This is a genomic window from Frankia sp. Cppng1_Ct_nod (assembly GCF_920656135.1).
Classification (GTDB): Bacteria; Actinomycetota; Actinomycetes; order Frankiales; family Frankiaceae; genus Protofrankia; species Protofrankia meridionalis.
On record NZ_CAKKTK010000038.1, the window covers coordinates 1 to 22,969 of the forward strand.

Annotated in this window: 22 protein-coding genes and 1 other RNA gene; 6 read left to right on the forward strand and 17 right to left on the reverse strand. The window is 69.0% G+C overall.

Annotated features, from left to right (window positions below; translation table 11 throughout):
• The 9 genes from der to NBW77_RS12620 form a co-directional block, all read right to left on the reverse strand.
• Positions 1 to 889, reverse strand: an 889-nt coding sequence (gene der, locus NBW77_RS12580; protein ID WP_250279741.1) for a ribosome biogenesis GTPase Der, incomplete at its 3' end; no start/stop codon positions are given.
• 118 nt (positions 890 to 1,007) lie between these two features.
• Complete coding sequence (locus tag NBW77_RS12585; protein WP_131746454.1) at positions 1,008 to 1,733, reverse strand: lysophospholipid acyltransferase family protein; 726 nt, start codon at positions 1,731 to 1,733, stop codon at positions 1,008 to 1,010.
• The gene (gene cmk / locus NBW77_RS12590) at positions 1,730 to 2,527 is read right to left on the reverse strand and encodes a (d)CMP kinase (protein ID WP_502799479.1); all 798 of its coding nucleotides are present in this window, start codon (positions 2,525 to 2,527) and stop codon (positions 1,730 to 1,732) included. Before cmk ends, NBW77_RS12585 begins: the two co-directional genes overlap by 4 nt.
• 153 nt (positions 2,528 to 2,680) lie before the next feature.
• Positions 2,681 to 3,802, reverse strand: coding sequence for a prephenate dehydrogenase (locus tag NBW77_RS12595; protein ID WP_131746455.1), 1,122 nt, complete (start codon positions 3,800 to 3,802; stop codon positions 2,681 to 2,683).
• Between the two features lie 99 nt (positions 3,803 to 3,901).
• Positions 3,902 to 4,648, reverse strand: a complete 747-nt coding sequence (locus tag NBW77_RS12600; RefSeq protein ID WP_131746456.1) for a pseudouridine synthase — start codon at positions 4,646 to 4,648, stop codon at positions 3,902 to 3,904.
• Positions 4,645 to 5,280, reverse strand: coding sequence for an SMC-Scp complex subunit ScpB (gene scpB, locus NBW77_RS12605; RefSeq protein ID WP_250279742.1), 636 nt, complete (start codon positions 5,278 to 5,280; stop codon positions 4,645 to 4,647). The genes NBW77_RS12600 and scpB overlap by 4 nt, the downstream gene beginning before the upstream one ends.
• A gap of 14 nt (positions 5,281 to 5,294) precedes the next feature.
• Positions 5,295 to 6,260: a segregation and condensation protein A gene (locus tag NBW77_RS12610; protein WP_131746490.1), complete on the reverse strand. Its 966-nt coding sequence runs from the start codon at positions 6,258 to 6,260 to the stop codon at positions 5,295 to 5,297.
• A 98-nt stretch (positions 6,261 to 6,358) separates the two neighbouring features.
• Positions 6,359 to 7,045: a zinc metalloprotease gene (locus tag NBW77_RS12615; protein WP_131746457.1), complete on the reverse strand. Its 687-nt coding sequence runs from the start codon at positions 7,043 to 7,045 to the stop codon at positions 6,359 to 6,361.
• Positions 7,046 to 7,085: 40 nt separating this feature from the next.
• Entirely contained in the window at positions 7,086 to 8,075 is a 990-nt protein-coding gene (locus NBW77_RS12620; RefSeq protein ID WP_131746458.1) for a ParA family protein, read from the reverse strand.
• 330 nt (positions 8,076 to 8,405) lie between these two features.
• Here NBW77_RS12620 and NBW77_RS12625 point away from each other — a divergent pair, with 330 nt between their 5' ends.
• Both NBW77_RS12625 and NBW77_RS12630 read left to right on the forward strand, forming a co-directional pair.
• Positions 8,406 to 9,494 (forward strand): S-(hydroxymethyl)mycothiol dehydrogenase, encoded by a 1,089-nt coding sequence (locus tag NBW77_RS12625; RefSeq protein WP_131746459.1) that lies wholly within the window; start codon positions 8,406 to 8,408, stop codon positions 9,492 to 9,494.
• 170 nt (positions 9,495 to 9,664) lie between these two features.
• Positions 9,665 to 10,315: an MBL fold metallo-hydrolase gene (locus tag NBW77_RS12630; protein WP_131746460.1), complete on the forward strand. Its 651-nt coding sequence runs from the start codon at positions 9,665 to 9,667 to the stop codon at positions 10,313 to 10,315.
• A 106-nt stretch (positions 10,316 to 10,421) separates the two neighbouring features.
• On the opposite strand, the gene NBW77_RS12635 is transcribed toward NBW77_RS12630, so the two are convergent.
• Positions 10,422 to 11,303, reverse strand: a complete 882-nt coding sequence (locus NBW77_RS12635) for an intradiol ring-cleavage dioxygenase (protein ID WP_131746461.1) — start codon at positions 11,301 to 11,303, stop codon at positions 10,422 to 10,424.
• 281 nt (positions 11,304 to 11,584) lie between these two features.
• On the opposite strand from NBW77_RS12635, the gene NBW77_RS12640 reads away from it, so the two are divergent.
• On the forward strand, positions 11,585 to 11,731 hold the full coding sequence (locus NBW77_RS12640; RefSeq protein ID WP_131746462.1) for a Txe/YoeB family addiction module toxin: 147 nt from the start codon (positions 11,585 to 11,587) through the stop codon (positions 11,729 to 11,731).
• A 70-nt stretch (positions 11,732 to 11,801) separates the two neighbouring features.
• Here the strand turns inward: NBW77_RS12640 and NBW77_RS12645 are convergent, their stop codons facing one another.
• On the reverse strand, positions 11,802 to 13,553 hold the full coding sequence (locus NBW77_RS12645) for a SpoIIE family protein phosphatase (RefSeq protein ID WP_131746463.1): 1,752 nt from the start codon (positions 13,551 to 13,553) through the stop codon (positions 11,802 to 11,804).
• Between the two features lie 151 nt (positions 13,554 to 13,704).
• Positions 13,705 to 14,115: RNase P RNA component class A (rnpB, locus tag NBW77_RS12650), an RNA gene on the reverse strand.
• Between the two features lie 126 nt (positions 14,116 to 14,241).
• On the opposite strand from rnpB, the gene NBW77_RS12655 reads away from it, so the two are divergent.
• The gene (locus tag NBW77_RS12655) at positions 14,242 to 14,709 is read left to right on the forward strand and encodes a lipopolysaccharide assembly protein LapA domain-containing protein (RefSeq protein WP_242605779.1); all 468 of its coding nucleotides are present in this window, start codon (positions 14,242 to 14,244) and stop codon (positions 14,707 to 14,709) included.
• A 60-nt stretch (positions 14,710 to 14,769) separates the two neighbouring features.
• Here NBW77_RS12655 and NBW77_RS12660 read toward each other — a convergent pair whose 3' ends face one another.
• The 5 genes from NBW77_RS12660 to NBW77_RS12680 form a co-directional block, all read right to left on the reverse strand.
• Positions 14,770 to 16,476, reverse strand: a complete 1,707-nt coding sequence (locus NBW77_RS12660) for an MFS transporter (RefSeq protein WP_131746464.1) — start codon at positions 16,474 to 16,476, stop codon at positions 14,770 to 14,772.
• A gap of 149 nt (positions 16,477 to 16,625) precedes the next feature.
• Positions 16,626 to 17,114 carry a MarR family winged helix-turn-helix transcriptional regulator gene (locus NBW77_RS12665; RefSeq protein ID WP_242605780.1) on the reverse strand — a complete coding sequence of 163 codons (489 nt, stop codon included), beginning with the start codon at positions 17,112 to 17,114 and terminating at the stop codon, positions 16,626 to 16,628.
• Positions 17,115 to 17,251: 137 nt separating this feature from the next.
• A complete protein-coding gene (locus tag NBW77_RS12670) occupies positions 17,252 to 18,394 on the reverse strand; it encodes a bifunctional RNase H/acid phosphatase (protein WP_131746465.1) in 1,143 nt (380 codons plus the stop codon).
• Positions 18,395 to 18,416: 22 nt separating this feature from the next.
• Positions 18,417 to 19,160, reverse strand: coding sequence for a zinc ribbon domain-containing protein (locus NBW77_RS12675; RefSeq protein WP_131746466.1), 744 nt, complete (start codon positions 19,158 to 19,160; stop codon positions 18,417 to 18,419).
• A complete protein-coding gene (locus NBW77_RS12680; protein WP_175324688.1) occupies positions 19,157 to 20,029 on the reverse strand; it encodes a Nif3-like dinuclear metal center hexameric protein in 873 nt (290 codons plus the stop codon). The genes NBW77_RS12675 and NBW77_RS12680 overlap by 4 nt, the downstream gene beginning before the upstream one ends.
• A gap of 252 nt (positions 20,030 to 20,281) precedes the next feature.
• Between NBW77_RS12680 and NBW77_RS12685 the strand changes: the two genes are divergently transcribed.
• Both NBW77_RS12685 and NBW77_RS12690 read left to right on the forward strand, forming a co-directional pair.
• Positions 20,282 to 20,524: a hypothetical protein gene (locus NBW77_RS12685; RefSeq protein WP_131746468.1), complete on the forward strand. Its 243-nt coding sequence runs from the start codon at positions 20,282 to 20,284 to the stop codon at positions 20,522 to 20,524.
• A 313-nt stretch (positions 20,525 to 20,837) separates the two neighbouring features.
• Positions 20,838 to 22,955 (forward strand): PLL family lectin, encoded by a 2,118-nt coding sequence (locus NBW77_RS12690; RefSeq protein WP_131746469.1) that lies wholly within the window; start codon positions 20,838 to 20,840, stop codon positions 22,953 to 22,955.
• The last annotated feature ends 14 nt before the right edge of the window (positions 22,956 to 22,969 follow it).

Consider the following 22,969-nt stretch of genomic DNA (forward strand, 5'->3'; position numbering starts at 1 on the left):
CCCTCTGGTCCTGTTCGGTCAGCGGGTCACCGGCATCCAGCAGGACGATGGCGACCTCGGCGGCTTCCAGGGCAGCCGCGGTGCGCAACGACGAGTAGTACTCGGCGCCGCTGGCCTCCCGTACCCGACGTCGCAGGCCGGCGGTGTCGATGAACTTCCAGGTCTCTCCCCCGACGGTCACCAGCTCGTCGACCGGGTCCCGGGTGGTGCCCGCGACGTCGTGTACCAGCGACCGCTCGGTCCCGGCCAGCCGGTTGAGCAGACTGGACTTCCCGACGTTCGGCCGGCCCAGCAGGGCAACCCGGCGCGGGCCGACCACCTCTTCGAAGCGCTCCCGCGGCGCCTCCGGAAGGGCCGCGAGCACCGCGTCCAACAGGTCTCCGCTGCCCCGGCCGTGCAGGGACGACACGGGATACGGCTCGCCGAGCCCCAGGTTCCACAACGCAGCCGCGTCCGCCTCGGTCCGGGCGTCGTCGACCTTGTTCGCCGCGAGGACGACCGGCAGCCCCGACCGCTGCAGCACACGGGCGACAGCTTCGTCCGCGTCGGTGGCACCGACGGTGCTATCGACCACGAACAGCACCGCGTCGGCCGTGTCCAGGGCGGCGCGGGCCTGTTCGGCGACGCGGGCGGCAAGCCCACGCGCGTCAGGCTCCCAACCACCCGTGTCGACCACCACGAAACGTCGTCCGTTCCAGGTCGCGTCATAGGCGACCCGGTCCCGGGTCACGCCGGGAACGTCCTCGACGACCGCGGCCCGCCGGCCCAGTATCCGGTTCACCAGCGTCGACTTGCCGACGTTGGGACGTCCGACGATCGCCAGCACCGGCTGCCTGTCCGTACCATCCAGCCGATGTCCGGCCTCGTCCTCGGGGGCCTGCGAAGCCACACCCACAACGTCCTCGTCTCTTCCGTCTGTTCGGTCACCAACACCACGTCCCGCACCCAGGGGCGGCCCGCACCCACGGGCGGCCCGCACCGCGGAGCCCGTCGCCGCCGGAAACGCATCACGACCCGGCTGGCAGGCGAGCTTCGGCCAGATGGTCGGCGATCCGCACCCGGATGTCCTCCGCCACGACCGCCAACGCCCGCCGCGACCGCGGGTTCGCCGGGATCTGCACCTCGAACGGCCGTCCGAACACCACCCGGGCGTGCACCGACCGCCGCGGCCAGCGGGCCCCCTTCGGTAGCGCCCGGCCGGTGTCGATGCATGCGACCGGCAGCACCGGACACTGCCCGTGAACAGCCAGATAGGCGATGCCGTGCTGCACGGTCTGTACCTCACCGGTGCCGCGGGTACCTTCCGGGAACACCCCGATGGTCCCACCGCGTGACAGCTCGTCGAGCGCGGTGTGCAGCGCGGCCCGGTCGGGCCGGCCGCGGTCGACCGGGATCTGGCCGGTGATGCGCAGCAGCCTCCCAAGGATACCGTCATACATTTCGGACTTCACCAGGCACCGCACCGTGCGCGGCGATTCGATCACTACCAGGGGGCCGTCCAGCAGGCTGCTGTGGTTTCCCGCAAAGATCAGCGGGCCGGTCGGCGGCACGTGTTCAAGGCCCTCCAGCGTCAGGTGCATGACGATCCGGTTCAGCACAAGCCGAACCGGCGGTTTGAGCACCCTGTGGAGGATGTCGTTGTATGGCCGGGACGCCGCACCACGGTGTGCAGGTGGGGTGGCAGGCGGCCGCCTGCCACCCCACCTGGTGACGTCCGCGTCCTCGGTTGTCATGACGCGCCGGCCGCGACCCGTTCGCAATGCCGCAGAACCTCGTCCACGACGTCCTGAACAGACAGGCTGGTCGAGTCGAGCACGATCGCGTCGTCGGGGATCGCCAACGGATCCGCGGCGCGGGTACTGTCCAGGACATCCCGGCGATCAAGTTCGGCGAGGGTTCGGGCCACGTCATCGATGCCCTTCTCCCCGAGCTGGTGCGACCGCCGCAACGCCCGGACCTCGGTCGACGCGGTCAGGAACACCTTGACGGAGGCCTGCGGGGCGACGACCGAGCCGATGTCACGGCCCTCGACGACGATCCCGTCCGGCAACGCCCCGGCGATGATCTGCTGCTGCCGGGCGACGAGCCGGCGCCGGACCGCGGGCACCGCGGCAACCGCGCTCACCGCGTTGGTCACGGCCCTCGTTCGGATCTTCTCGTCCACCGCCTCGCCGTTCACCGCGATCGCCGGACTGGTCGGGCTGGTGCCGACCGTCAGCACCGCCCTTTCCGTGAGCTCCGCGACCGCACTGTGATCCTCAAGGTCGATCCGGCTCTCCAACGCCAGCTGCGTCACCGCCCGGTACATCGCACCCGTGTCGAGATAACGCAGACCGAGCCGCCGGGCGATCTCCCTGGCGACGGTGCTCTTGCCGGATCCTCCAGGTCCGTCGACGGCAATGACCAGTCCCTCGAACGTCCCTGCCCCACCATGCCCGGCGGGGCGGCCTTCGCCGCCCGTGGACACTTCCTGCTCACCGGTGGCCGACCCACCCACCAGCTCACCGGAACCGCGGTCCTGCTCCACCGCTTCCTCCGTCCAGACGCGACAACCACACCAGAAACCCGTCAACAACCGACGCGGCGAAACCGACCCGACCCGGTCACTCACCCGAGTCAAGGTCGATGTGGTCAACCCGGCTCAGGCTACTCGGGCCCACCCACCCGCGAAGGGTGGTGTTCACGACCTGCGGTAAGCCGTCCAGCCGGCCGCGGCCAGCCGGTCCAGCAGGGCGTCTCCGATATCCGGCGAAACAGCGATCTCCACTATCCCGGCCGGAGCATCGAGATTGTGCTCGAAGGCGGCAATATCCTCAATGTTGATCTGCCAATCGCCGATGGCGGTGAACAACGCGCCGAGCTGGCCGGGCCGGTCGGCAAGCACCACACCGACCCACACCCACGGCCGGGCCGCCGCACCGGTCTTGCTCGGCAGCAGCGCCCGGCCGGCGTTGCCCCTCGCCACCAGCGTACGGACCGCCAGTACAACCTCTGGTTCGCTGCCACGGTCGAGCATGTCGACGAGGCCGGTGAGGTCCGCGGCCAGGCGGCGTGCCTGCGCGGCGACCGGACCGCGGTTGCCCTCCAGGATCGACGACCACAGACCAGGGTCACTGTCGGCGAGGCGGGTGATGTCGCGAAACCCCGGTCCCGCGAGCGCCAGCTCGCCAGCTCCGAGGTCGGGGGCCGTGGCGGCGAGCAGACTCGCGACCACCTGGGGCAGATGGGACAGCGCCGCCATCGCCGTGTCATGGCGGCCCGGCGTCGCGCGGACCGGCGTGGCACCGCAGGTGCGTGCGATCGCGACCGTGGCATCCACCGCCGCCGGTGAGGTGTGCGGCACCGGGCAGATGACCCAGGTCCGCTCGGCGAACAGATCGACGCGGGCCGAGGCTGCGCCGCCCCGCTCGCGCCCGGCGATCGGGTGCGCCGGACACCACGAGGACAGATCGCAGCCGGCCTGTACGGCCTCGGTGATCGGTCGGGCCTTCACACTGGCGACGTCACTGAACGTATCGGCGATCCCCGCCTGTTGTAGTCGGCGCAGTTCACCCGCGACAGCGTGCGGGGGGATGGCGATGACCGCGTGTCCGACCGGCTCACCGTGCCAGGGACGACCCGCGCCCATGGCCTCGGCGACCTTGACCTGCTCGTTGTCGATGTCTGCGAGCAGGACGTCGACACCGTGGGCGCTCAGCGCGAGCCCGATGCTGGTGCCGATGAGCCCGGACCCGACCACGCCCACCCGGCCCGGCGGCGGTTCGTGCGCAGGGGATCGGGATGTACCGGCTTTGACAGTCACCGCGTCACCCTAACGGCCGACGACAACGCGATCATGGACTCCCGTGCCGGCCGGAGGCCCCGGAGAACCTGGTCCCGGTCCGCACGTCCCGCTCCACGCCTACAGGCCCACGTCACGGTAGAGGGCGCCGACCTCGGCCCGCGACAGGTGCCGGGTCGTCCCCGCCCGCAGCGAGCCGAGGTACACCGGACCGATCCGGGTCCGCACAAGCCGGCGCACCGGGTGGCCGACGGCGTCCATCAGCCGGCGTACCACGTGCTTGCGCCCCTCATGCAATGTGATCTCCAGCATGACCCGCGGACCCGACGAGCTCACGATCCGCACGGCGTCCACCTCGACCGGACCGTCGGTGAGGGTGACACCCGCCCGCAGCCACCGGGGCACGTCACGGCCGAGGGGCCCGCTCACCTCGACCAGGTAGGTCTTGGCGACGCCGAACGACGGATGCGACAGCCGGTGGGCCAGGTCCCCGTCGTTGGTGACCAGCAGCAGACCCTCGCTGTCGGCGTCCAGCCGTCCGACGTGGAACAGCCCGGGGCCGAAATCCGCGACAAGATCCGCGACCGTCGGCCTGCCGCGATCGTCCGACATCGCGGACAGCACCCCGGCGGGCTTGTTCAACGCGAGGTGCATCAGACCGGCCCTGGTCACGACCCGTGTGCCGTCGACCTCGATGACCGCGGTCTCCGGATCGACCCGCATGCCCTGGGCCTCGACCACCCGGCCGTCCACCCGGACCCGACCGGCGGCGATCAGCTCCTCGCTGTGCCGGCGGGACCCGAGACCCGCCGCCGCGAGAACTTTCTGTAGCCGGACGCCTTCCGCCTTCACGTCACCGGTCGTCATGAGCCCACGATGTCATCCACGTCGGCGATACCGGGCAGCAGCGGGGCGAGCGGAGGCAGCTCGTCCAGATGCCGCAGGCCCATCCGTTCCAGAAAGTAGTCGGTGGTCCGGTAGAGCGTCGCGCCGCCCTCCGGATCGGTACCGGCTTCCTCGACCAGCCGGCGGGTGGTCAGGGTGCGGATCACGCCGTCCGCGGACACGCCTCGCACCGCCGAGATCCGCCCGCGGCTGACCGGCTGCTGGTAGGCGACGACGGCCAGGGTCTCCAACGCGGCCTGGGACAGTTTCGGGCTCTGCCCGGCGAGGACGAACCGTTCGACCCAGGGTGCGCACTCGTCGCTGGTGTAGAAGCGCCAGCCACCGCCGACGTCACGCAGGCTGAAACCACGGCCGTCCGCGGTGTAGCCGCGTGCCAACTCGACCACGACCCGTTCGACGTCGGCCGCGGGAACGCCCAGGCTCACGGCGATCTCGGTGACCGGGACCGGGTTCTCCGCGACCATCAGGATCGCCTCGACGAGTGCGGGCAACGGTGGTCGCGCGGCGTCCCCGCCCGCCCTTAGCCCATCCGTCCCCGCGGTCCCGGCCCCCGGGTGCTCGATGTGGGCGACCGGGTCGGAGTCCACTGTCATCGTGGTGGTGATCCTCATTTCCTACTACCCAATTTCCTACTACCCGTGGTGTCCACGCCGGGAATGTCGCCATCCAACTGGTCATCGGTGTCGGCGTGTCCGGTACCCGCTGTCGGCCCCGGCAGCCCCGGATCCGGCTCGGAGTCGGCGATCCACCGGACGATCAGTTCCCCCAGCGCGACCTCCTGCTCGAACACGATCCTGCCCTCCCGAAAGAGCTCGAGGAGGGCCAGGAAACGCGCGACCACCTCGATGGTCGCCCGGCAGTCGGCGCACAGCACCCGAAACGACGCGCTACCGACCTCCCGCAGCTTCTCGATCACAGCAAGCATATGTTCACGGACGTTGACCCTCGGCAGGTGGACGTGGTCGGTGGCGACCTGCGGTGGCAGCGGAGGTTCCCGCAACCGGGCCGCGAGCCGGGCGAGCTCGGCCGGCCCGATGCCGATCTGGACCTCCGGGAGGGCGCGGGCGTAACGCGGCTCCAGCGGGACCCCCCGCGGGACGTACCGGGCTTCCAGGGTCATCAGCCCGGCGAAGAGAGCCGACGCCTCCTTGTATGCCTTGTACTGCAGCAGCCGGGCGAACAGCAGGTCCCGGGCCTCCAGCAGGGCAAGGTTCTCAGCCTCGTCCTCGGAGATCGCCCCGGGAAGCAGCCGGGCGGCCTTCAGGTCCAGCAGGGTCGCCGCGATCACCAGGAACTCGGTGGCCTGCCCGAGGTCGAAACCCGGGCCGAGGCGGCGGATGTGGGCCACGAACTCGTCTGTGACCTGGGAGAGCGCGACCTCGGTGACGTCCATCTTGTGTTTGGCGATCAGGGACAGCAACAGGTCGAACGGGCCGGTGAAGTTCGCGAGCTCCACCACGAAGGCACCGCCGGCCCCGCCGCGCCCGGTGGGTGCGCCCGACCCGCCGGGCGCCGTGGCCCCGCCGGGCTCGGGCGCGGTGACGCTCCGGTGTGATGTCCCGGTCCGCGCCATATGGATGACGCTACCGCTGCCAGAACCCGCCACCGGCACCGCGCACCCGTCCGGTGTCGTCACCCCGGGCCGGTCGCCGCATCCGACCGGCCCAGGGATCAGCCGACGTCGACGAGTCCGCCGAGGCCACGCAGCAGTGGAAGGATGAGCTGACCCACGACCGAGGGGACGGTCGGGAACAGCACCGGCAGCAGCAGGATCGCCAGCAGGATGCCGATGCCGAAATTTTCCTCGCGGAGCCGGTAGTTGGCCCTGTTCCACGCGGGGGACTGCGGCCCGAGCAGGAACAGCAACCGCCCGCCGTCGGTCGGCGGGACCGGCAGGAGGCTCAGGATGAACAACGACGCGAACGTGACCGCCATCCACAGGAGCAGCCTGGCAAGGAAGTCACCCTCGCCGGCGAGCTGGACGATGCGATCACCCTGCGCAACGATAAGCGACGGTCTGTGCGCAAACTTGGCCCCTACCGTCGCGGCGAAGGCGAGTAGCAGGTAGGCGAACGGCCCGGCCAGCAACGCGGTGGCCACGTGGAACCGCCGTTTACGCCACACGTCGTTCATGGGTATCGGCTCGGTCCACCCGACACCCGCGATGAGCATGGCGACCACGCTGAACGGGCTAAGGCGGCGCTGGAGGGAGGCGGTGAGCCGCCCGGAACGCAGCGGCCTCGGGTCCCGGACAATCCTGGCGACGACGACCTGGGCCGCGTCATGAGCATAGATCCCGATGAGGAGCGCAAGAACGATCCCCAGAAGCGCCGCGGGTTCGGCCAGGTGGAAAAGCACGCCTCTACAGGTCCCTTATCCCGGTTCCCGATCGTCCGGCTCAGCGCGACGCGACAGGCGGTGCCGCATGCCTGGCCATCAGTTCGCGGGCCAGCCGCCGGTATCCGTCCGCTCCCACCGAGGTCGGCGCATAGGTCGTGATCGGCTCACCGGCTACGGTGGTCTCCGGAAAGCGTACCGTTCGATTGATCACCGTGTGGAAGACCTCGTCCGGGAAACGTTCGACGACCCTCGCCAACACCTCGCGGGCATGCAGGGTCCGGGCGTCGTACATCGTGGCCAGGATGCCGGCGAGTTCCAGACGGGAGTTGAGCCGGTCGCGCACCTTGTCGATGGTGTCCAGCAGCAGGGCGACGCCACGCAGCGCGAAGTACTCGCACTCCAGCGGCACGATGACCGCGTCCGCGGCGGTCAGGGCGTTCACGGTCAGCAGGCCCAGGGACGGCTGGCAGTCAATGAGAATCACGTCGTAGTCGGAGCGGACCGACGCGAGTGCGCGTGCCAGCGTGTGCTCACGGCCGACCTCCGTCACGAGCAGCATCTCCGCGGCCGACAGGTCGATATTGCTCGGCAGCAGATCCAGACCTTCGACCTGCGTGGGGACTATCACCTCGCCGATGTCGGTTTCGGCCCCTATGAGAAGATCGTGCACGGTGCGCTCAAGCACCATCGGGTTGATACCGAGCCCGACCGACAGGGCGCCCTGCGGGTCGAAGTCGACCAGCAACGTCCGGCGACCGTACTCGGCGAGCGCGGCGCCCAGATTGATCGTGCTGGTGGTCTTGCCGACGCCACCTTTCTGGTTGCACATGGCGACCATCCAGGCAACCCCCTGAGTCGCCAGCGGAGGCGGTACGGGAAAGGCGGGCAACGGGCGTCCGGTGGGGCCGATCTCGCCAGCTCCACCCGGGCTGTGCACGACGCCGGCACCGTCGAGTCGACCATCGTCGGGCAGCGCAGGATCCCCGACGGTCATCCGCCCGTACGGGGGGCGCACCTGGGCCGGCATCGGCGAGGTGTCGGCGGTCATGTCAAGGGACCTGCTCCTTCTGGTCGGCCGAAGGGCGCGCGATCATGATTCCTTTCGCACGCCCGGAGACCGCAAGGGACACTTGCGGATCCGTGTGCGGAGAGCAGAAGCGGACCTTCAGGAGCGTACCGATACTGGACGTGCTTCATGACGCCGGGTAGGTCACCTCGGCGCGCCGCGCACCGATGTCGTCACCCCAACCGAGGTCCAGGCGCGTGCCGTCATGTGGAACCGGTCACACGAGAACCGGTCACATAGGAAATTGCCGGACCGCTGCATGCGGTGATTGGGTGAAGCCGCCCAGCGGTCAACGGCTATGGGAGTGCAGCTATGGGTTCGGTAACTGTCCGCGGTGTGGTGTCGCTCGAGAAGGGTGCCCCCGTCATCCTGACCGAGGTCGTCGTCCCCGACCCGGGGCCGGGTGAAGCGCGTGTGCGTGTCCAGGCATGCGGTGTCTGCCACACCGACCTGCACTATCGCGAGGGCGCCATCAACGACGACTACCCGTTCCTGCTCGGCCACGAGGCCGCCGGAACGGTGGAGTCGGTCGGCGACGGGGTGACCGCGGTCGCGCCCGGCGACTACGTCGTGATCGCCTGGCGGGCGCCCTGCGGGGCCTGCCGTTCCTGCCTGCGGGGAAAACCCTGGTACTGCTTCGACTCCCGCAACGCCGTCCAGCCGATGACGCTGACCGACGGGACACCGCTCTCGCCGGCGCTCGGCATCGGCGCCTTCGCCGAGGCGACCCTGGTGGACGCCGGCCAGTGCGTGAAGGTCGACCCGGCCGCGCGCCCGCAGGCAGCCGGGCTCATCGGCTGCGGAGTGATGGCCGGATTCGGTGCCGCGGTCAACACCGGCGCGGTCACCCGTGGGGAAAGCGTTGCCGTTTTCGGCTGCGGGGGTGTCGGGGACGCGGCCATCGCCGGCGCGGCCATCGCCGGCGCGCGGCAGATCATCGCCGTGGACATCGACCCACGTAAGCTGGAATGGGCACGCCGGTTCGGTGCCACCGACACCATTGATGCGCGTGACCTCGATCCGGTCGAGACGATCAGGGCACTGACCGGTGGAAACGGCGCCGACGTCGTCATCGAGGCGGTTGGTCGGCCGGAGACCTACCGGCAGGCCTTCTTCGCCCGAGACCTCGCCGGGCGGCTCGTGCTCGTCGGCGTTCCCGACCCGGCGATGACCCTCGAACTGCCGATGATCGAGGTGTTCAGCCGTGGGGGTTCACTGAAGTCGTCCTGGTACGGCGACTGCCTGCCGAGCCGGGACTTCCCCATCCTCATCGACCTCTACCTGGCCGGTCGGCTTGACCTCGACGGGTTCGTGACCGAAACCATCGGCCTCGGCGACATCGAGGATGCGTTCAATCGCATGCGACTCGGCGACGTACTGCGCAGCGTCGTTACGCTCTGACCAACCGTTACTCTCTGATCAAGAGGGTACCGTCGGTCCCGGAATGGTCCGGATCGGCACCGGTCCAGCCCTCGCACGGTCAGCGCGACACCGGTCAGCGCGACACCGGTCAGCGCGACACCGGTCAGCACGACAACGGTCAGTAACCCAGCTATGGGGACGGAGAACGCGTGGCGAGAAACGGCGGAGTGCGAGTCGATCGGATCATCACCCGCGGCGAGTTCACCATCGACGGCCAGACCTTCACCGTCGACAACAACATCTGGCTGGTCGGGGACGACACCGAGGTGGTTGTGATCGATGCCGCGCACGATCCCTCGGTCATCCTCGCCGCCATCGAGGGTCGCCGGGTATCCCTGATCGTCGCGACGCACGGTCACAACGACCACATCAACGCGGCTGTGGAGCTCGCCGACCGGACACGGGCACCCATCGCCCTGTGCCAGGCCGACCTCATGCTGTGGGAAGCGGTCTACCCGGGCCGCCCGCCGGACCTCCAGCTCGCCGACGGCCAGCAGATTCCGATTGCGGGTGGCGGCTGGCTGCACGTCATGCACACCCCCGGGCACTCCCCCGGTGGCGTGTGCCTGTACGGGGTCATCGGCGGGGAACCGGTGCTCTTCAGCGGCGACACCCTGTTCCGTGGCGGGCCGGGAGCCACGGGACGGTCGTTCTCCGATTTCCCGACCATCCTGAGCTCGATCCGAAGACGGCTGCTGATCCTTCCGCCCGAGACCATCGTGCACGCCGGCCACGGCGACGACACCACCATCGGCAGTGAGGCACTCGACTACGACCAGTGGATCCTTCGCGGCCGCTGACCTCGGCCTCGCCGAACTCGCCACGCGGGTGGGACCCATGCCCCACCCGCACCGCAAAGACCGTTCGGTTCAGGTCGACCTCACCACTACCTGACCGGATCGGTCATCATCCGCTCGGCGGGGAAGCGGGAGCACCGCTCGGCGGGGTGCCTCCGCCACCACCGCCACCACCGGAGGCGGCCGTGTAGCTCGGGTCGACACCGACGGCAATCGTGGCGACGAACCCCGCGGACAGCGACCCGGTGACGGTCAGCAGGCCGTCCTGCACACCCTTACCGGTGTAGACCATGTCGTTGGCGAGCGTGGTGATCGTGCCGGTGTGCTGGCTGTACGGTTTTGCCGCCTCCACCTGGGTTACCAAGTCGTCCAGGAAGAAGAACTGGCCGGTGTGGTGAGCTGTACCGTTCTCGTAGGTGTTGGTGGAGGTGTCGATCGTGCCACCGGTGTACACCTTGCAATGGATGTGCACAGCGCGTGGGCTGTACCAGCCCGGAAAGACCGTCCTGAACTCGGCGACGCCGCTGCTGTTGGTGAGCTGGATTCCACGAAGGTAGGTTTTCTCGTCACCGACGCCGTCCTCGGCCGGCCCGCTGCCGCCGGGGCTGGTCGTGGTGAAGCCCGAGTAGTAGCCCCAGGCGTCGCAGTGCCAGATCTCCACCGCGGCGTTCGACAAGGGAGCACACGAATTCTTGTAGTCGACCACGGTGAGTTGCAGCGTGAGCGCCGCGCCGGACTTGCCCTCGGTGATGTCCTTTCGGACAAGGCTGTTGTCCAGCCAGTAGGGACCCTCGGTCGCCTCGGAGGTCAGCACACAGGTGGTGGCCGCCGCAGTCGTCGTCGCGCTCGCGCTCGACGGCGTGGCCGTGGCCGACGGGCCACCGGCAAGAACCTTGGAGTTGCAGGCGGCGAGGGTGGCCGCGCCGACCGCCGCCCCGCCGAAGGCGAAAAGCCTGCGCCTGTTGAGTGCTCGGGGAGAAGAATCGTTCATGGGGGGAAGCATGGACAGGCTGCCTGTGAAGAACCTGTCAACAAACTGTGTGCTACGCCAGGGGATGCACATGGTAGGTACTACCCGGCTCGGGGCTGGAACAGCAGGATCATCCGGTTCCGATAGGACGGTAGGAGGTCACGATACTTCGGCCGCATCCGCATCCGCATCGCAGGAATGATCAGAACCGTCCTTGTGGACGATGCCGTGCTTGCGCGCCGGCTGCTTACCGCCATCGACCGGCTTGAGAGTGGTAGTGGTGTCGCGAGGGACCTCGCCGAGTGAAGCTCACGTGGGACGAGCCAGAACCCCTCACGCACGGGTTCCAAGGTTACTGGTCACGGCGTATCACCGATGAGCATCGGCTCGCCTACAGGATCAATGGCGATGAGATTCGTATAACACAATGCCGTTACCACTACCAGTGAGAGCGTTTTTGAGCAGCCCGACGCGTCTTCTCCATGAATTCTTCATGAGCGAAGGTGCCGATCATCGAGGCTAGGCGAACCCGCGATGATCCGGCCGGGTACGAGCGAGCAGGAGGGTGACATCGTCGTCGTAGCCGCCGCTGGGGTTGATGAGCGTCAGAAGGCGGTCCGCGGTGGCGGACAGGTCGGCTGTTTCCGAGAGGATACGCAGCAGGCGCCGGCAGCCCTCGTCGATGTCGATGGCAGGGGATTCGACCAAACCGTCGGTGTACAGGGCGAGCGTGGATCCGGCGGGGAACCGGTGACGGGTTTCGGTGAACGTCTGCTCGTCGACCCCGAGGATGATCCCGTGGACGTCGCCGAGGAGTTCGACGGTTCCATCAGGATGGCGCAGGGCTGGGGGCAGGTGGCCGCCGTTGACCATGGTCAGGGTGTCGTTGGCCGGGTCCCTGACCACGTAGACCACGCTGGCGATAGTTTCGATGCTCCGGGTGACGGCCTCGAGCTCGGTCATCACGGCGGCGGGGGGCAGGTCGAGACGGGCGAGGGTCCGGACGGTGGTGCGCAGCTGCCCCATGGCCGCGGCGGCGCCCAGACCGCGGCCCATGACGTCGCCGATGACCAGCGCGACCCGTCCGGCCCGCAACGGGAGGACATCGAACCAGTCGCCACCCACCTCGGTGCCGCTGGTACCGGGTTGGTAGCGCCACGCCAGTTCGAGACCTCCCACAGCCGGGATGTCGCGGGGCATGAGTGCGCGTTGGAGCGTCAGCGCGGCGATCCGCTGATGGTCGAAGGCACGCGCATTCGCGATCGCGCTGGCGATCCGGCTGCCCAGCTCCGCCGCGGTCTGGACATCCCCCTCGTCGTAGGGCCGCGCCGCGGTGACGCCGAACCCCGCACTTCCGAGGTATTCCCCGCCGGCCAGCAGCGGCACCACGATCGAGGACCGAAGCCGGAAATGCCGGATCACCGCGGCCACGCGCGGCGCGGGGGAGGTGTCGAACAGCCTGTCGTCGATGTCGATGCGGATCGGTTGACGGGTGACGAACACCTGCTCCGGCGAACGCCCCGCCACATTGATCATTTCGCCCGACTGTGGAAGATCCAGATCGGGAGGCGGTCGGGGTAGATCCGGCGAGTGGGCCCATACGACCCGGCGAAGCATAAGCGGGTCGGGGTCTGCATCCAGGGGGTAGGGCTCGTCGGCCAGGTACAACTCGCAGGTGTCGGCGAACTCCGGGACGACGAGTGTGACTATCTCCCGCAACGTCGCGGACAGGTCCAGGGACGCGCCGAGTAGCCCGCTCGCCCGGCTCAGCAACCGCAACCGCCGCTCCACCGCATCCCGCTCGGCTTCTGCCCGGCGCTGTTCGGTCACGTCCACTGCTGCCACACCCATCGCGACCCTGGCTCCCGCCGAGTCGTGAAGAGGGTAGCGGCAGACCCGCAGGACACGCCGGTCCGACGGGTCCGCCGGCATCGCCGTGGTCACCTCATCGTCGATGATCGCCTCACCGGTCGCCATGACCCGGTGGTCCAGCTCCGCATTGACAGGATCGAGGTCCGGAAACAACTCGGACACACGCCTGCCGACCGCGTTCTCGGCGGACAGGCCGAAGGCCCTGACCCAGGCCTGGTTCACGGCTCGGATCCGCCGGCCGCGATCGATGATCGACAGTATGATCGGCGCCGCATCGAATATCTGCGAAAAGAGCGTCGCCTCTTCCCAGCGGTCCGATGTCGGCAGGACGGGCCAGCCGGGCCGAGGCGTACGAAGATCGCTGGGAACCTGACCGCCGGGCTGCGGCATCAGGTTCATGTCGGGACCGGTCCTGCCAGGGCCAGGAGCTGCCGGTCGTCGCCGGAGGCTCGGGCGGGTAGAGACGCGTACAAGTGTGGGACAGGTCCACCTTCTGCGCGAACGGGAGCACCAGCCCAGAGCCATGATCCGGACATCGGTGCAGGTACGGCGGATGAGTCGGCCGGTACGCCGGGTTCTGTGAGCCGGGTGCCTTGCGGCCCCCGGCCGGCGGTCATCTATCTCGGGCTGGCGTTGCCGACAGCCTCCAGCGGTCCACCCGCAGGCTCGGGCGGGCAGCCCTCGAACGCCTGCGCAGCTGCGGGACCTCGCGGCCCCGCGACCTTTCGACCTTGCTCCAGGTGGGGTTTACCTAGCCGCCCGGGTCACCCCGGGCGCTGGTGCGCTCTTACCGCACCGTTTCACCCTTACCGGCATCCGAGGACACCGGCGGTCTGTTTTCTGTGGCACTGTCCCGCGGGTCACCCCGGGTGGGCGTTACCCACCACCCCGCCCTGTGGAGCCCGGACGTTCCTCGGCGGCTCCGCGTGAACGGAACCGACGCGACCGCCTGGCCGACTCATCCGTGAGCCGGAGCATACGACACCGCGGGCGGGACTGGCCTGCCAGGAGCATCAAACCCAGTGGATACTGCACGCAAGGCAGCATCGGTTGCCGCAGCCGTATGAGACGAGGGACGGGATAGGCCGTGACCACGCCCGGGGAACCCACCAGGAAGATCGACTACAACCGTCCGGCTTCGCCACCGCCTGCCGGCACCACCACCCCCGGGCCGTTCGGATCAGGGACCGCGGTGCCGGGCCCGCCCGGTCCCGGGCCCGGGACCGGGGTGACAGGGCCGGAGACAGCCGGACCGGGTCCGGTCACGCCCCCTGGCACCGCGCCGGAACCGACGGGGCGACGCCGAGGTGTGGGTTACACAACCTATGCGATCACCGTTCTTGTCATGCTGATCGCGATCCTTATGATCGTGTTTGTCGTGCAGAACAACGCCCGGGTCAACATCTGGCTGTTCGGTTCGATCCACAACATGTCGGTCGCGGGCGCGCTCGCGGCCTCGGCCGCGGCCGGTCTCCTCGTCGGACTCCTCATCGGGCTGATCACCCAGATCAGGGTGCGCAAGGAACTCCGCCAGTACCGCCGCGGCAAGCGCTGACCGGTCATCCGGGTGGCGGCACGCACACAGGTAAACGTGCCGCCGTCAGATCGGCATCCGTCACCGCGCCAGGCTCTCCTCGGTGATCATAGTTTCGTGCGACCGGCCGCCGAGCGCGACCGCCGCCAGCACGGCGGCGAACACGGCCGCGGCGCCACAGACCATGTACCCGAACGCGTAGGCATGGTCAAGGGCGTGGAAGGCAACGTCCTTGAGCGGGTTGAACGCAACGACATTACCGGTGGGCAGCGTTATGGAGCCGGGGACGGCGTTGGCGCCCAGCGGTCCGGAGTTCACCGCGCCGATCGCCGCGTGCAGCGCGGGTTGCTGCGCCGCCGGCGCGGTGGCCGCCGAGCTGTTGAACGCCTCCAGCGCCTTGGCCAACGCGGCGTTGCTGCTGACCTTGTGCGAGACCTCCGCGGCGGCGCGGCTCAGGGCGATCGCGCCGATGACGGCGGGGCCAAGCGTGAAGCCGAAGTCACGCAGCAGGCTGGTGGACCCGCTCGCCATGCCGGCGAGGTGGTTGGGGACGGTGTTCACCGCGACAGCGGTGATGGCCGACAGCGCGACCGCGAACCCGATACCGGCGATGAGCAGCGGCGCCACGACCGGCGTGATGGACAGGTTCGTCGCGGACACCTCCGACAGCCAGAAGTCGGCCACGGCGACGAGCGCGAAGCCCATGCCGAGTGTCCACCGTGGGTTGTAGCGCTCGAGGACCCGCGACGTGAAGGGCATCATGAGCAGCGTCATCGCGTTGAGCAGAATGAACGCGATGGACGTCTTCAGCGGGGTGAAGCCCTGGATCGCAGACAGGCGGATGCTCGTCGAGTAGGCGGTGCCGAGGTAGGCGAACATACCGAAGACCGTCGTGACCGCGGCGACCGAGAACGCGCGGTTGGCGAACAGATCCAGGCGCAGCAGCGGCGCGTTCGAGCGGCGCTCCGCCACGACGAACAGGACCAGGAACACCGCGGCGAGCACGAATCCGGCGATCACGTCACCGCTGCCCCAGCCGCTCGTCGGACCCTGGATCACGGCGTACAAAAGAGCGAACAACGCCACCGCGATGGTGATCTGCCCCGGCCAGTCGAGCGACCGACCCTCGGGGGCTGCGGAGTTCTGGGCGAACCGCAACGACACGGCGATGCTGACCAGCGAAAGCACCACGACTGGCACGAAGGCCCACCGCCAGCCGGCATACGGGTCACTGCCAAAGCCGTAACGCGCCAGGAAACCGCCGAGCACCGGCGAGACGAACCCGCCTGACGCCAACGCCGCGGCCCAGATCGCGATGCCCCGGGACCGGTCACGGATGGTGTGCGTGCCGGCAGCGATCATGGCAAGCGACGTGGGGAAGATCGCGGCGGCGCCGACGCCCGCGATGATCTGGCCCGACCACAGCACCAGCACCCGGCTCCCCGTCGAACTGCCGGTTCCCGGGGTGAGGACGGCGAGGAGCTGTCCGAGGGCGAGCAGCACGGTCCCCCCGATCAGGAGGCGCTTGCGCCCGAACAGGTCGCCCATGACCCCGAAGGTCAGTTCGAGCAGGGTGACCGGGACGAGGAACGCGTCCGAGATCCAGGTTAACTGTGACGAGCTGGTGCCCAGATCCTGCTGGAACAGGCCGTTGAGCACGGCCGGGATTGCCAGCCCGACCTGGGCGACGCAGACCGCCAGCACGGCGGCGGCCAGCGTGCCGCGGGTCAGGCCGCGCGGCGATGTCGTCACGACCGCGTCGTTCGCGGGTCGGTTGAGAACGGTCATTCGGTGGCCTCCAGCGTCCGGGTGCCGGTAGTTCAGCTGGGTGTGAAGCGTGCCACATTAATCTTGCGACGTACAGGTTTCCTGATGGTTTTTTGACAGGAAACCTGACTATCGAAGCATGTCGGATCCGACGGGTGCCGATGGGCCACTCAGTGCGGCGGGTGCCCGGCGAGGTTAGCGCGGCAGACCAGCAGAATCCGGCGCAGCTCGGCCGCCTGCTCCTCGGTCACGCCGGCCAGCATCTCGGTCTCCAGGTCGCTGACCTTCTCCCGGTGGCGTCCCAGCAGCTCCCGCCCGTCGGCGGTGAGGGCCAGCACGAGGCGGCGGCGGTCATCTGGATCGCGGTACCGCTCGATCAGTCCCCGCTCGTGGAGGGCCGTCACCATGTCGGCCATGGTCTGCGCCGTGACGAACGAGTTGCGGGCGAGCTGCGCCGAGGACATGTCCGGGTGCCGTTCCAGCACGGTCAGCGCCGTGTACTGCAACGCTGTCAGACCGATCGGTCGGAAGATGTCGTCCAGTTGTGCGCGGACAGCCAGCTCCACTTGTTTCATCACATACAGCAGCGTCGGCTCGGCGTGCTGCGTGCCGCGCGAGCTACGCTCAGGCGTGACGGAGGTCGGCTGAACGTTCGGCACTGGCGGTCCTCGTCCTTGTCTGCGTGAGCCGAGGTTCGCGGAGCTTGGATGTCGCCGAAGCTACGGTTTCCTGATGGCTTGGGCAGGACCCAGTGTGCCAGCAAGCCGCTGGCCTTGCCGGCCGCCACCGGCCTCTCTTACTGGCCCGCCTCGACCAGGTGGGCGGCGTGGATCCCGTCGTTGAAGCCGCGCAGCACGGCCGGACCGTCCGAATACCAGTCGATCGTCGACATCGACACCAGGTCCAGATGCAGCCGGTAGAGCACCGCGGGCGAGGCGTCGAGTGCCAGCTGCGTCAGGGCCTTGATGGGCGTCACGTGCGAGACGATCAGGATCGTGCCGCCCGGATGAGCGGTCAGGACGCGGTCCCGGGCAGCGGTGACCCGTCGGATCGTGTCGAGGATGCTCTCCCCCCCGGGCGGTGGGACGGACGGATCGGCAAGCCAGGCGTTCAACTCGTCCGGGAAACGCTGGCGGACCTCGCCGAAGGTCAGGCCCTCCCAGGTACCGAAGTCGGTCTCGCGCAGCTCGTCGTCGACCAGGTAGTCCCGTCCGAGGGCGTCCGCGGTCTGCCGGGCACGTTTGAGCGGCGAGCAGTACACCGCATCGAAGGGGACGTCATGCAACCGCCGCGCCACCGCGGCTGCCTGCTCCTGGCCGACGTCGGTCAGGGCCACGTCCACCATGCCGCTGAACCGCTTGTCCACCGACATCGGCGTCTGGCCGTGCCGCAGCAGCACGGTGGTCGTGGGTGGGGCCGGTGGGGCCATCCACCCGGACAGCCGGTTGGTGGTCGGCGCCGTGTGCGGCGCGGGTTCGGGTGACTGGGGTTCCGGCGGCTCCCAGGTGCGTCCACGTGCGGCCGCGTCCATCGCCTCGTTCGCCAGCCGGTCGGCATGGCCGTTGCGCTCCCGCGGAATCCAGCCGTAGCGGACCTGCGGGAAACCGTGCGCGACATCCGCGGCTTCCATCGCCAGCGGTCGCATCGCCGGATGTTTGATCTTCCATCGTCCGCTCATCTGCTCGACGACGAGTTTCGAGTCCATCCGGACCTCGACGGCGGCGTCCGGATCGATTTCCGCCGCCGCTCGTAGGCCCGCGATCAGACCCTGGTACTCGGCGACGTTGTTGGTTGCCCGGCCGATCGCGCCTGCCCGCTCGGCCAGCACCTCACCGGTGTCGGCGTCCTTGACAAGCGCCCCGTACCCGGCAGGGCCCGGGTTGCCCCTCGATCCGCCGTCGGCTTCGACGACCAGCCGGCGCCCCGGGCGGTCACTCATGGTCAGCTCCTATCACCAGTGCTCAAAGGCCCGATTCCGTGGTCCGGACGAGGATGCGCCGACATTCCTCGCAGCGCACCACTTCGTCGGCGGGAGCCGCCGCGACGTCGCGCAGGTCGCCGCCGGACAACTCCAGGTGGCATCCCTCGCAACGGCGGCGGACGAGCTTCGCCGCGCCCACCCCGGCGGACGTGGCGCGCAGGCGTTCGTAGAGGGCCACCACGTCGGCGGGTAGCGTCGGGGCGATAGCGTCGCGTTCGGCCCGCCGCGCCGCCGTCTCGTTGTCGATCTCGGCCATTGCCGCGTCCCGCCTGCCGACAGCGGTGGCGAGTTCGGCCTCAAGACGCTCCTGGTCGGACCGGATGGCCGCGGCCCGGGCCTCCAGCCCCTCGGCGACCTCCATGAACTCAAGCATGCCGTCCTCGAGCGTGCGCTGCCGACGGGCGAGCGAGGCGATCTCCGACTGGAGGTTCTCCAGCTCCCGGGAACTGGTGATCTGCCCGGAGTCAAGGCGTTTCTGGTCGCGTGCCGCTCGGGCACGGACCATGTCGACCTCGTCGTCCAGCTTCTTCTGCGACCGGCCCAGGTCGCGCAGCTCCGTGGAGACCCGGACAAGGTCGTCGGTGATCGCGGCGAGCTGTGAACTCAGCTTGTCGATCTCGGCAAGTTCGGGCAGGTTTCGCCGCCGGGCAGCGAGCCGGTCGAGGCTCGAGTCGATCGCCTGCATGTCCAGCAGACGAAGCTGGGTCGCTGGGTCGGCCTTCATGTGCTCCTCACTGTGTTTCCTGCAGTGTTCGGCACCGCTGGTTCACCGGACCACGACGAGGCTGTGTGCCACCGCCACGGGTCGGTCACCAGAGTGGAAACCGTGGTGTTCACCGTACGGCCTTGCCCGACCAGAGCGGCGCGAAGCCGGGAGGCGGCGGTGTGCAGCCACGGCCACTCGCTTGCCCAGTGCGCCACGTCGACGACGGCCACGTCGTAAGCGCTGACGGCATCGAGGACGTGATGGTGCCGCCCATCGGCGGTCACCAGGACATCGGCGCCGGCACGCGCGGCAGCCTCGACCAACTCGCCGCCGGCACCGCCGCAGACCGCGATCCGACGCACCGGGGTGTCCGGGTGACCGGTCGTCCGCACCCCACCGACGGTAGCGGGCAGCGCGGATGCCACCCGCGTGCAGAAGGCACCCAGGGGTTCGGCCTCGGCGAGGTTGCCGATCCGGCCGAGACCGCCGTTGCCCGGCCGGGCCGAGGGCGGGTCGGTCAGCGGGCCCACCCCGCGGAGCCCAAGGGCCTGCGCGAGCGCGTCGCTCACTCCCGGGCAGGCCACATCGGCATTGGTGTGCGCGCTGAACACAGCCACTCCACCGCGGATGGCGGTAGCCACCACCCGGCCGCCCGGGCTTGTCTGCGCGACTGCGTGAACACCGCGCAGGAACAGCGGATGATGGACGACCAGCAGCTGCGCGCCCCGGTCGACGGCTTCCCGCACAACATCCACGGTGGGATCGACAGCGAACAGAACGTGCCGAACCGGCATATCCGGATCGCCGACAGCAAGCCCGACCGCATCCCACGATTCCGCCCAGGACGGGGGATAGCAGCGTTCCAGTTCGGCAATACAGTCACCCATGGTGGAATGTGGTTCGGTCACCGCCGCGACACTACCGGGCCGCGATCGGAGCGGCTCGCCGGGCACGTGCGACCCAAGGCCCCGTACGACCACGGAGCGTCCCGACGTACCGTGACCCATGCGGCAGATGGACCCGAACCGCACATGCCCGCTGATCCAAGCACACTGAATGGCCAAGGAGGAACGACCATGCCTCTTTCCGCTCCTCCGAAGACCACAGGAGACCTAACCGGAAATGGGGATTCACCGACGATGGTGGACGTGTCCGTACGGTTCCAGATTGCCGGTGACGCCGAGGTTGTGCTGAACCTGCCGACCACGCAGGCGGTACGCCTGATCGAGGCCATCATGCACAACGTGGCCGAGGCGATGGCGACGCAGGCTCGGGGGGGCCAGCAGGTCCAGCCCAGCCTCCAGGGGAGTGTCGGCTGGGGTGACACCCAGCTTCGGGGCGAGCCGCCGCCCACGGGCCAGGCCCGCCGCCCTCTCGGGTAACCGGCGGGCGGGACGACGGCAGGGGACGCCGCGGGACGGCGGGACAGGCCCACGGGGACATGGCGGGCCCGCCCCGGCGGGAGCCGGCATTCACTCCCGCCTTCCGGGTGCACACGGCGGTCAGGGCTGTCCATGACCAGCCACACCACACGGACCAACCGTCCGGGTTGACGCACGCCGTCCACCGGCGTGCTTCGACACCGCCTCGCACCCGAAAACATGGACCGCACACTTTTCTCAAACGCAACACAATCGTAGATCAACCAGGTACAACTCCGCACAGTCGACTCATCGGAAGGGACACAGATCACCCATGGCGGGGGACATACCAACCGGCGAACAAATCGTCGTAAAAGTGGACCTACCATCGACAGCCACACACAATGGCGCCCGGAAGCCGGGCGAACCGCCCACGGCCACCCACGGGTCCGCGCGTGTGTTACACCGCTACGGCCGGGTCCACGTCGTCCACGACACCACCGCGATCCCGTCCGGGCGGCCGGGGATACGTACCGCATCGGCCGGTGACGCATCGACGGCCACCGTCGTCGATGCGACCGGACTCGACCAGATCGAGCGCCTCGGTCTGGCAGCCTTCCGGTTACGGGCCAGCGCCGACTACCAGCAGAACAAACAGGACCGTTCCAGGGCCGGCGAGGCATGGGACATGGACCGGCCGTGCACCGACATCCCGCCGCCGCGGGGCTCGTCCACCCGCACTCCCGGCACCGGCTCCCCGCAGCAGGCCGGCTCCCCGCAGCAGGCCGGCGCGGCCCCGGCCACCTCCTTCGCCCCCACGTTGCTCGGCGAGCAGGTCAGCCAGCCGGTTTCCGGCCACGTCGGCGGTACGCCCACCAGCAGTTTCATGGAGGGCAGCATCGCGGTCGGGGTGATCATTGTCGAGGGGCCGACAGTCGACCTGCAGTTCACCGCCGCGGAACGCACCAAGGTCGTCGCTGAGATCCAGAACGGTCTCTCCTGGTACGCCACCACCAATCCGGCCGCGGACCTCACCTTCAGCTACGACATCAACATCGTGCGAATCGCGACACCCCCGAACCCTTCGGCAGCCGACCTGGAAGCTCGCTGGCGGGACCCAGCCATGGCCCAGCTCGGCTACCAACCGAACTTCGACGGGGTCTACAACTACGTCGACGACCTGCGCGACCGCCATGTCACGCGATGGTCCTACTGCGCCTTCATGACCAAGTACCCGCTGTCGTACTTCGCCTACAGCTCGATCGGCGGACCCCGACTCGTCCTGTCCTACGACAACGACGGCTGGGGTCCGGACAACCTCGACCGGGTCTTCGCCCACGAGACCGGGCACATCTTCGGCTGCCCGGACGAGTACGCCGCCAGCGGCTGTAACTGCGCAGGGACGTGGGGACGTTTCGCCACCCCCAACGGCAACTGTGACGCCTGCGCGACGGACAGCGTCACCTGTCTGATGCGGTCCAACAGTTTCGAGATGTGCCGGTACACGCCGAGTCACATCGGCTGGGGACGTGGTGTGGGCGGCAATCCGGCGCTCGTGCAGAGCGACTTCGGCCAGATCGGCAACTTCGAGCTCGTGGTGCCGTCGGCCTTCGCCGGTATGACGCACCTGTGGCGCGACAACAACGCCCCGGGCCTCCCCTGGCGGGAGCCGACACAGGTCATCCAGGGAAGCGGCCGGATCGACGCACTCTCCATGATCCAGAGCCGGTTGGCGACACCGGGAGCACTGGAAGCGATCGCCCGGATCGGCGGATCGCTGGTGTCCCTCTGGCGCGACAGCGGACCAGCCCTGCGCTGGTCCGCGCCGGCCCCGCTGGCCAACGGCGTCGCGGGAACACCATCCCTGATCCACAGCCGGCTGGGTCGGCTCGGCACCTTCGAGGTACTCGTCCCCGCCACCGATATCGGCCTGCTGGCCCTCACCCGTGACAACGACGTCGCCGGGTTCCCGTGGAGCCGGCCGGTTCTCGTGGCGGGCAATCTCGGCCGCGTCGACGGGGTCAGCCTGATCCACGGAGCCCTGGGCACCGGCAATCTGGAGGCCGTGGCGCTGGCCGGCGGCCGGCTCGTCCATCTCTACCGTTCGCAGGACGGGTCGTGGCGGACATCGGTCGTGTTCGCCGAGGGCGTGGCCGGAAACCCGGTGCTGGTCCAGAGCCGGTTCGGGGTGAACGGGAACTTCGAGGTCGTCGCGCCGTCCGCCACCAGCGGTCTGGTCCACGTGTGGCGGAACAACGACGCGTCCGGCTATCCCTGGAGTGGCCCGACCAACTTCGCCACCGAACTCGGACGCGTCGACGCGGTCACCATGATTCAAAGCTCGTTCGACCGGCATCTGGAGGTCGTCGCGAGAGTCGGTGACCGACTGTACGCAATGGCGCGGGCGTCGTCGGGGACCTTCGCCTGGCTGCCGCCCTCACGGATCTTCTGACGGCGTTCACCGGG

What these genes read in the sequence shown, in the direction of transcription:
- NBW77_RS12585 (WP_131746454.1), bottom strand. Translation starts at nt 1,733, where the DNA reads ATGACAACCGAGGACGCGGACGTCACCAGGTGGGGTGGCAGGCGGCCG.
- NBW77_RS12600 (WP_131746456.1), bottom strand. Translation starts at nt 4,648, where the DNA reads ATGACGACCGGTGACGTGAAGGCGGAAGGCGTCCGGCTACAGAAAGTT.
- scpB (WP_250279742.1), bottom strand. Translation starts at nt 5,280, where the DNA reads ATGACAGTGGACTCCGACCCGGTCGCCCACATCGAGCACCCGGGGGCC.
- NBW77_RS12610 (WP_131746490.1), bottom strand. Translation starts at nt 6,260, where the DNA reads ATGGCGCGGACCGGGACATCACACCGGAGCGTCACCGCGCCCGAGCCC.
- NBW77_RS12620 (WP_131746458.1), bottom strand. Translation starts at nt 8,075, where the DNA reads ATGACCGCCGACACCTCGCCGATGCCGGCCCAGGTGCGCCCCCCGTAC.
- NBW77_RS12625 (WP_131746459.1), top strand. Translation starts at nt 8,406, where the DNA reads ATGGGTTCGGTAACTGTCCGCGGTGTGGTGTCGCTCGAGAAGGGTGCC.
- NBW77_RS12635 (WP_131746461.1), bottom strand. Translation starts at nt 11,303, where the DNA reads ATGAACGATTCTTCTCCCCGAGCACTCAACAGGCGCAGGCTTTTCGCC.
- NBW77_RS12645 (WP_131746463.1), bottom strand. Translation starts at nt 13,553, where the DNA reads ATGAACCTGATGCCGCAGCCCGGCGGTCAGGTTCCCAGCGATCTTCGT.
- NBW77_RS12660 (WP_131746464.1), bottom strand. Translation starts at nt 16,476, where the DNA reads ATGACCGTTCTCAACCGACCCGCGAACGACGCGGTCGTGACGACATCG.
- NBW77_RS12670 (WP_131746465.1), bottom strand. Translation starts at nt 18,394, where the DNA reads ATGAGTGACCGCCCGGGGCGCCGGCTGGTCGTCGAAGCCGACGGCGGA.
- NBW77_RS12675 (WP_131746466.1), bottom strand. Translation starts at nt 19,160, where the DNA reads ATGAAGGCCGACCCAGCGACCCAGCTTCGTCTGCTGGACATGCAGGCG.
- NBW77_RS12680 (WP_175324688.1), bottom strand. Translation starts at nt 20,029, where the DNA reads ATGGGTGACTGTATTGCCGAACTGGAACGCTGCTATCCCCCGTCCTGG.
- NBW77_RS12685 (WP_131746468.1), top strand. Translation starts at nt 20,282, where the DNA reads ATGGTGGACGTGTCCGTACGGTTCCAGATTGCCGGTGACGCCGAGGTT.
- NBW77_RS12690 (WP_131746469.1), top strand. Translation starts at nt 20,838, where the DNA reads ATGGCGGGGGACATACCAACCGGCGAACAAATCGTCGTAAAAGTGGAC.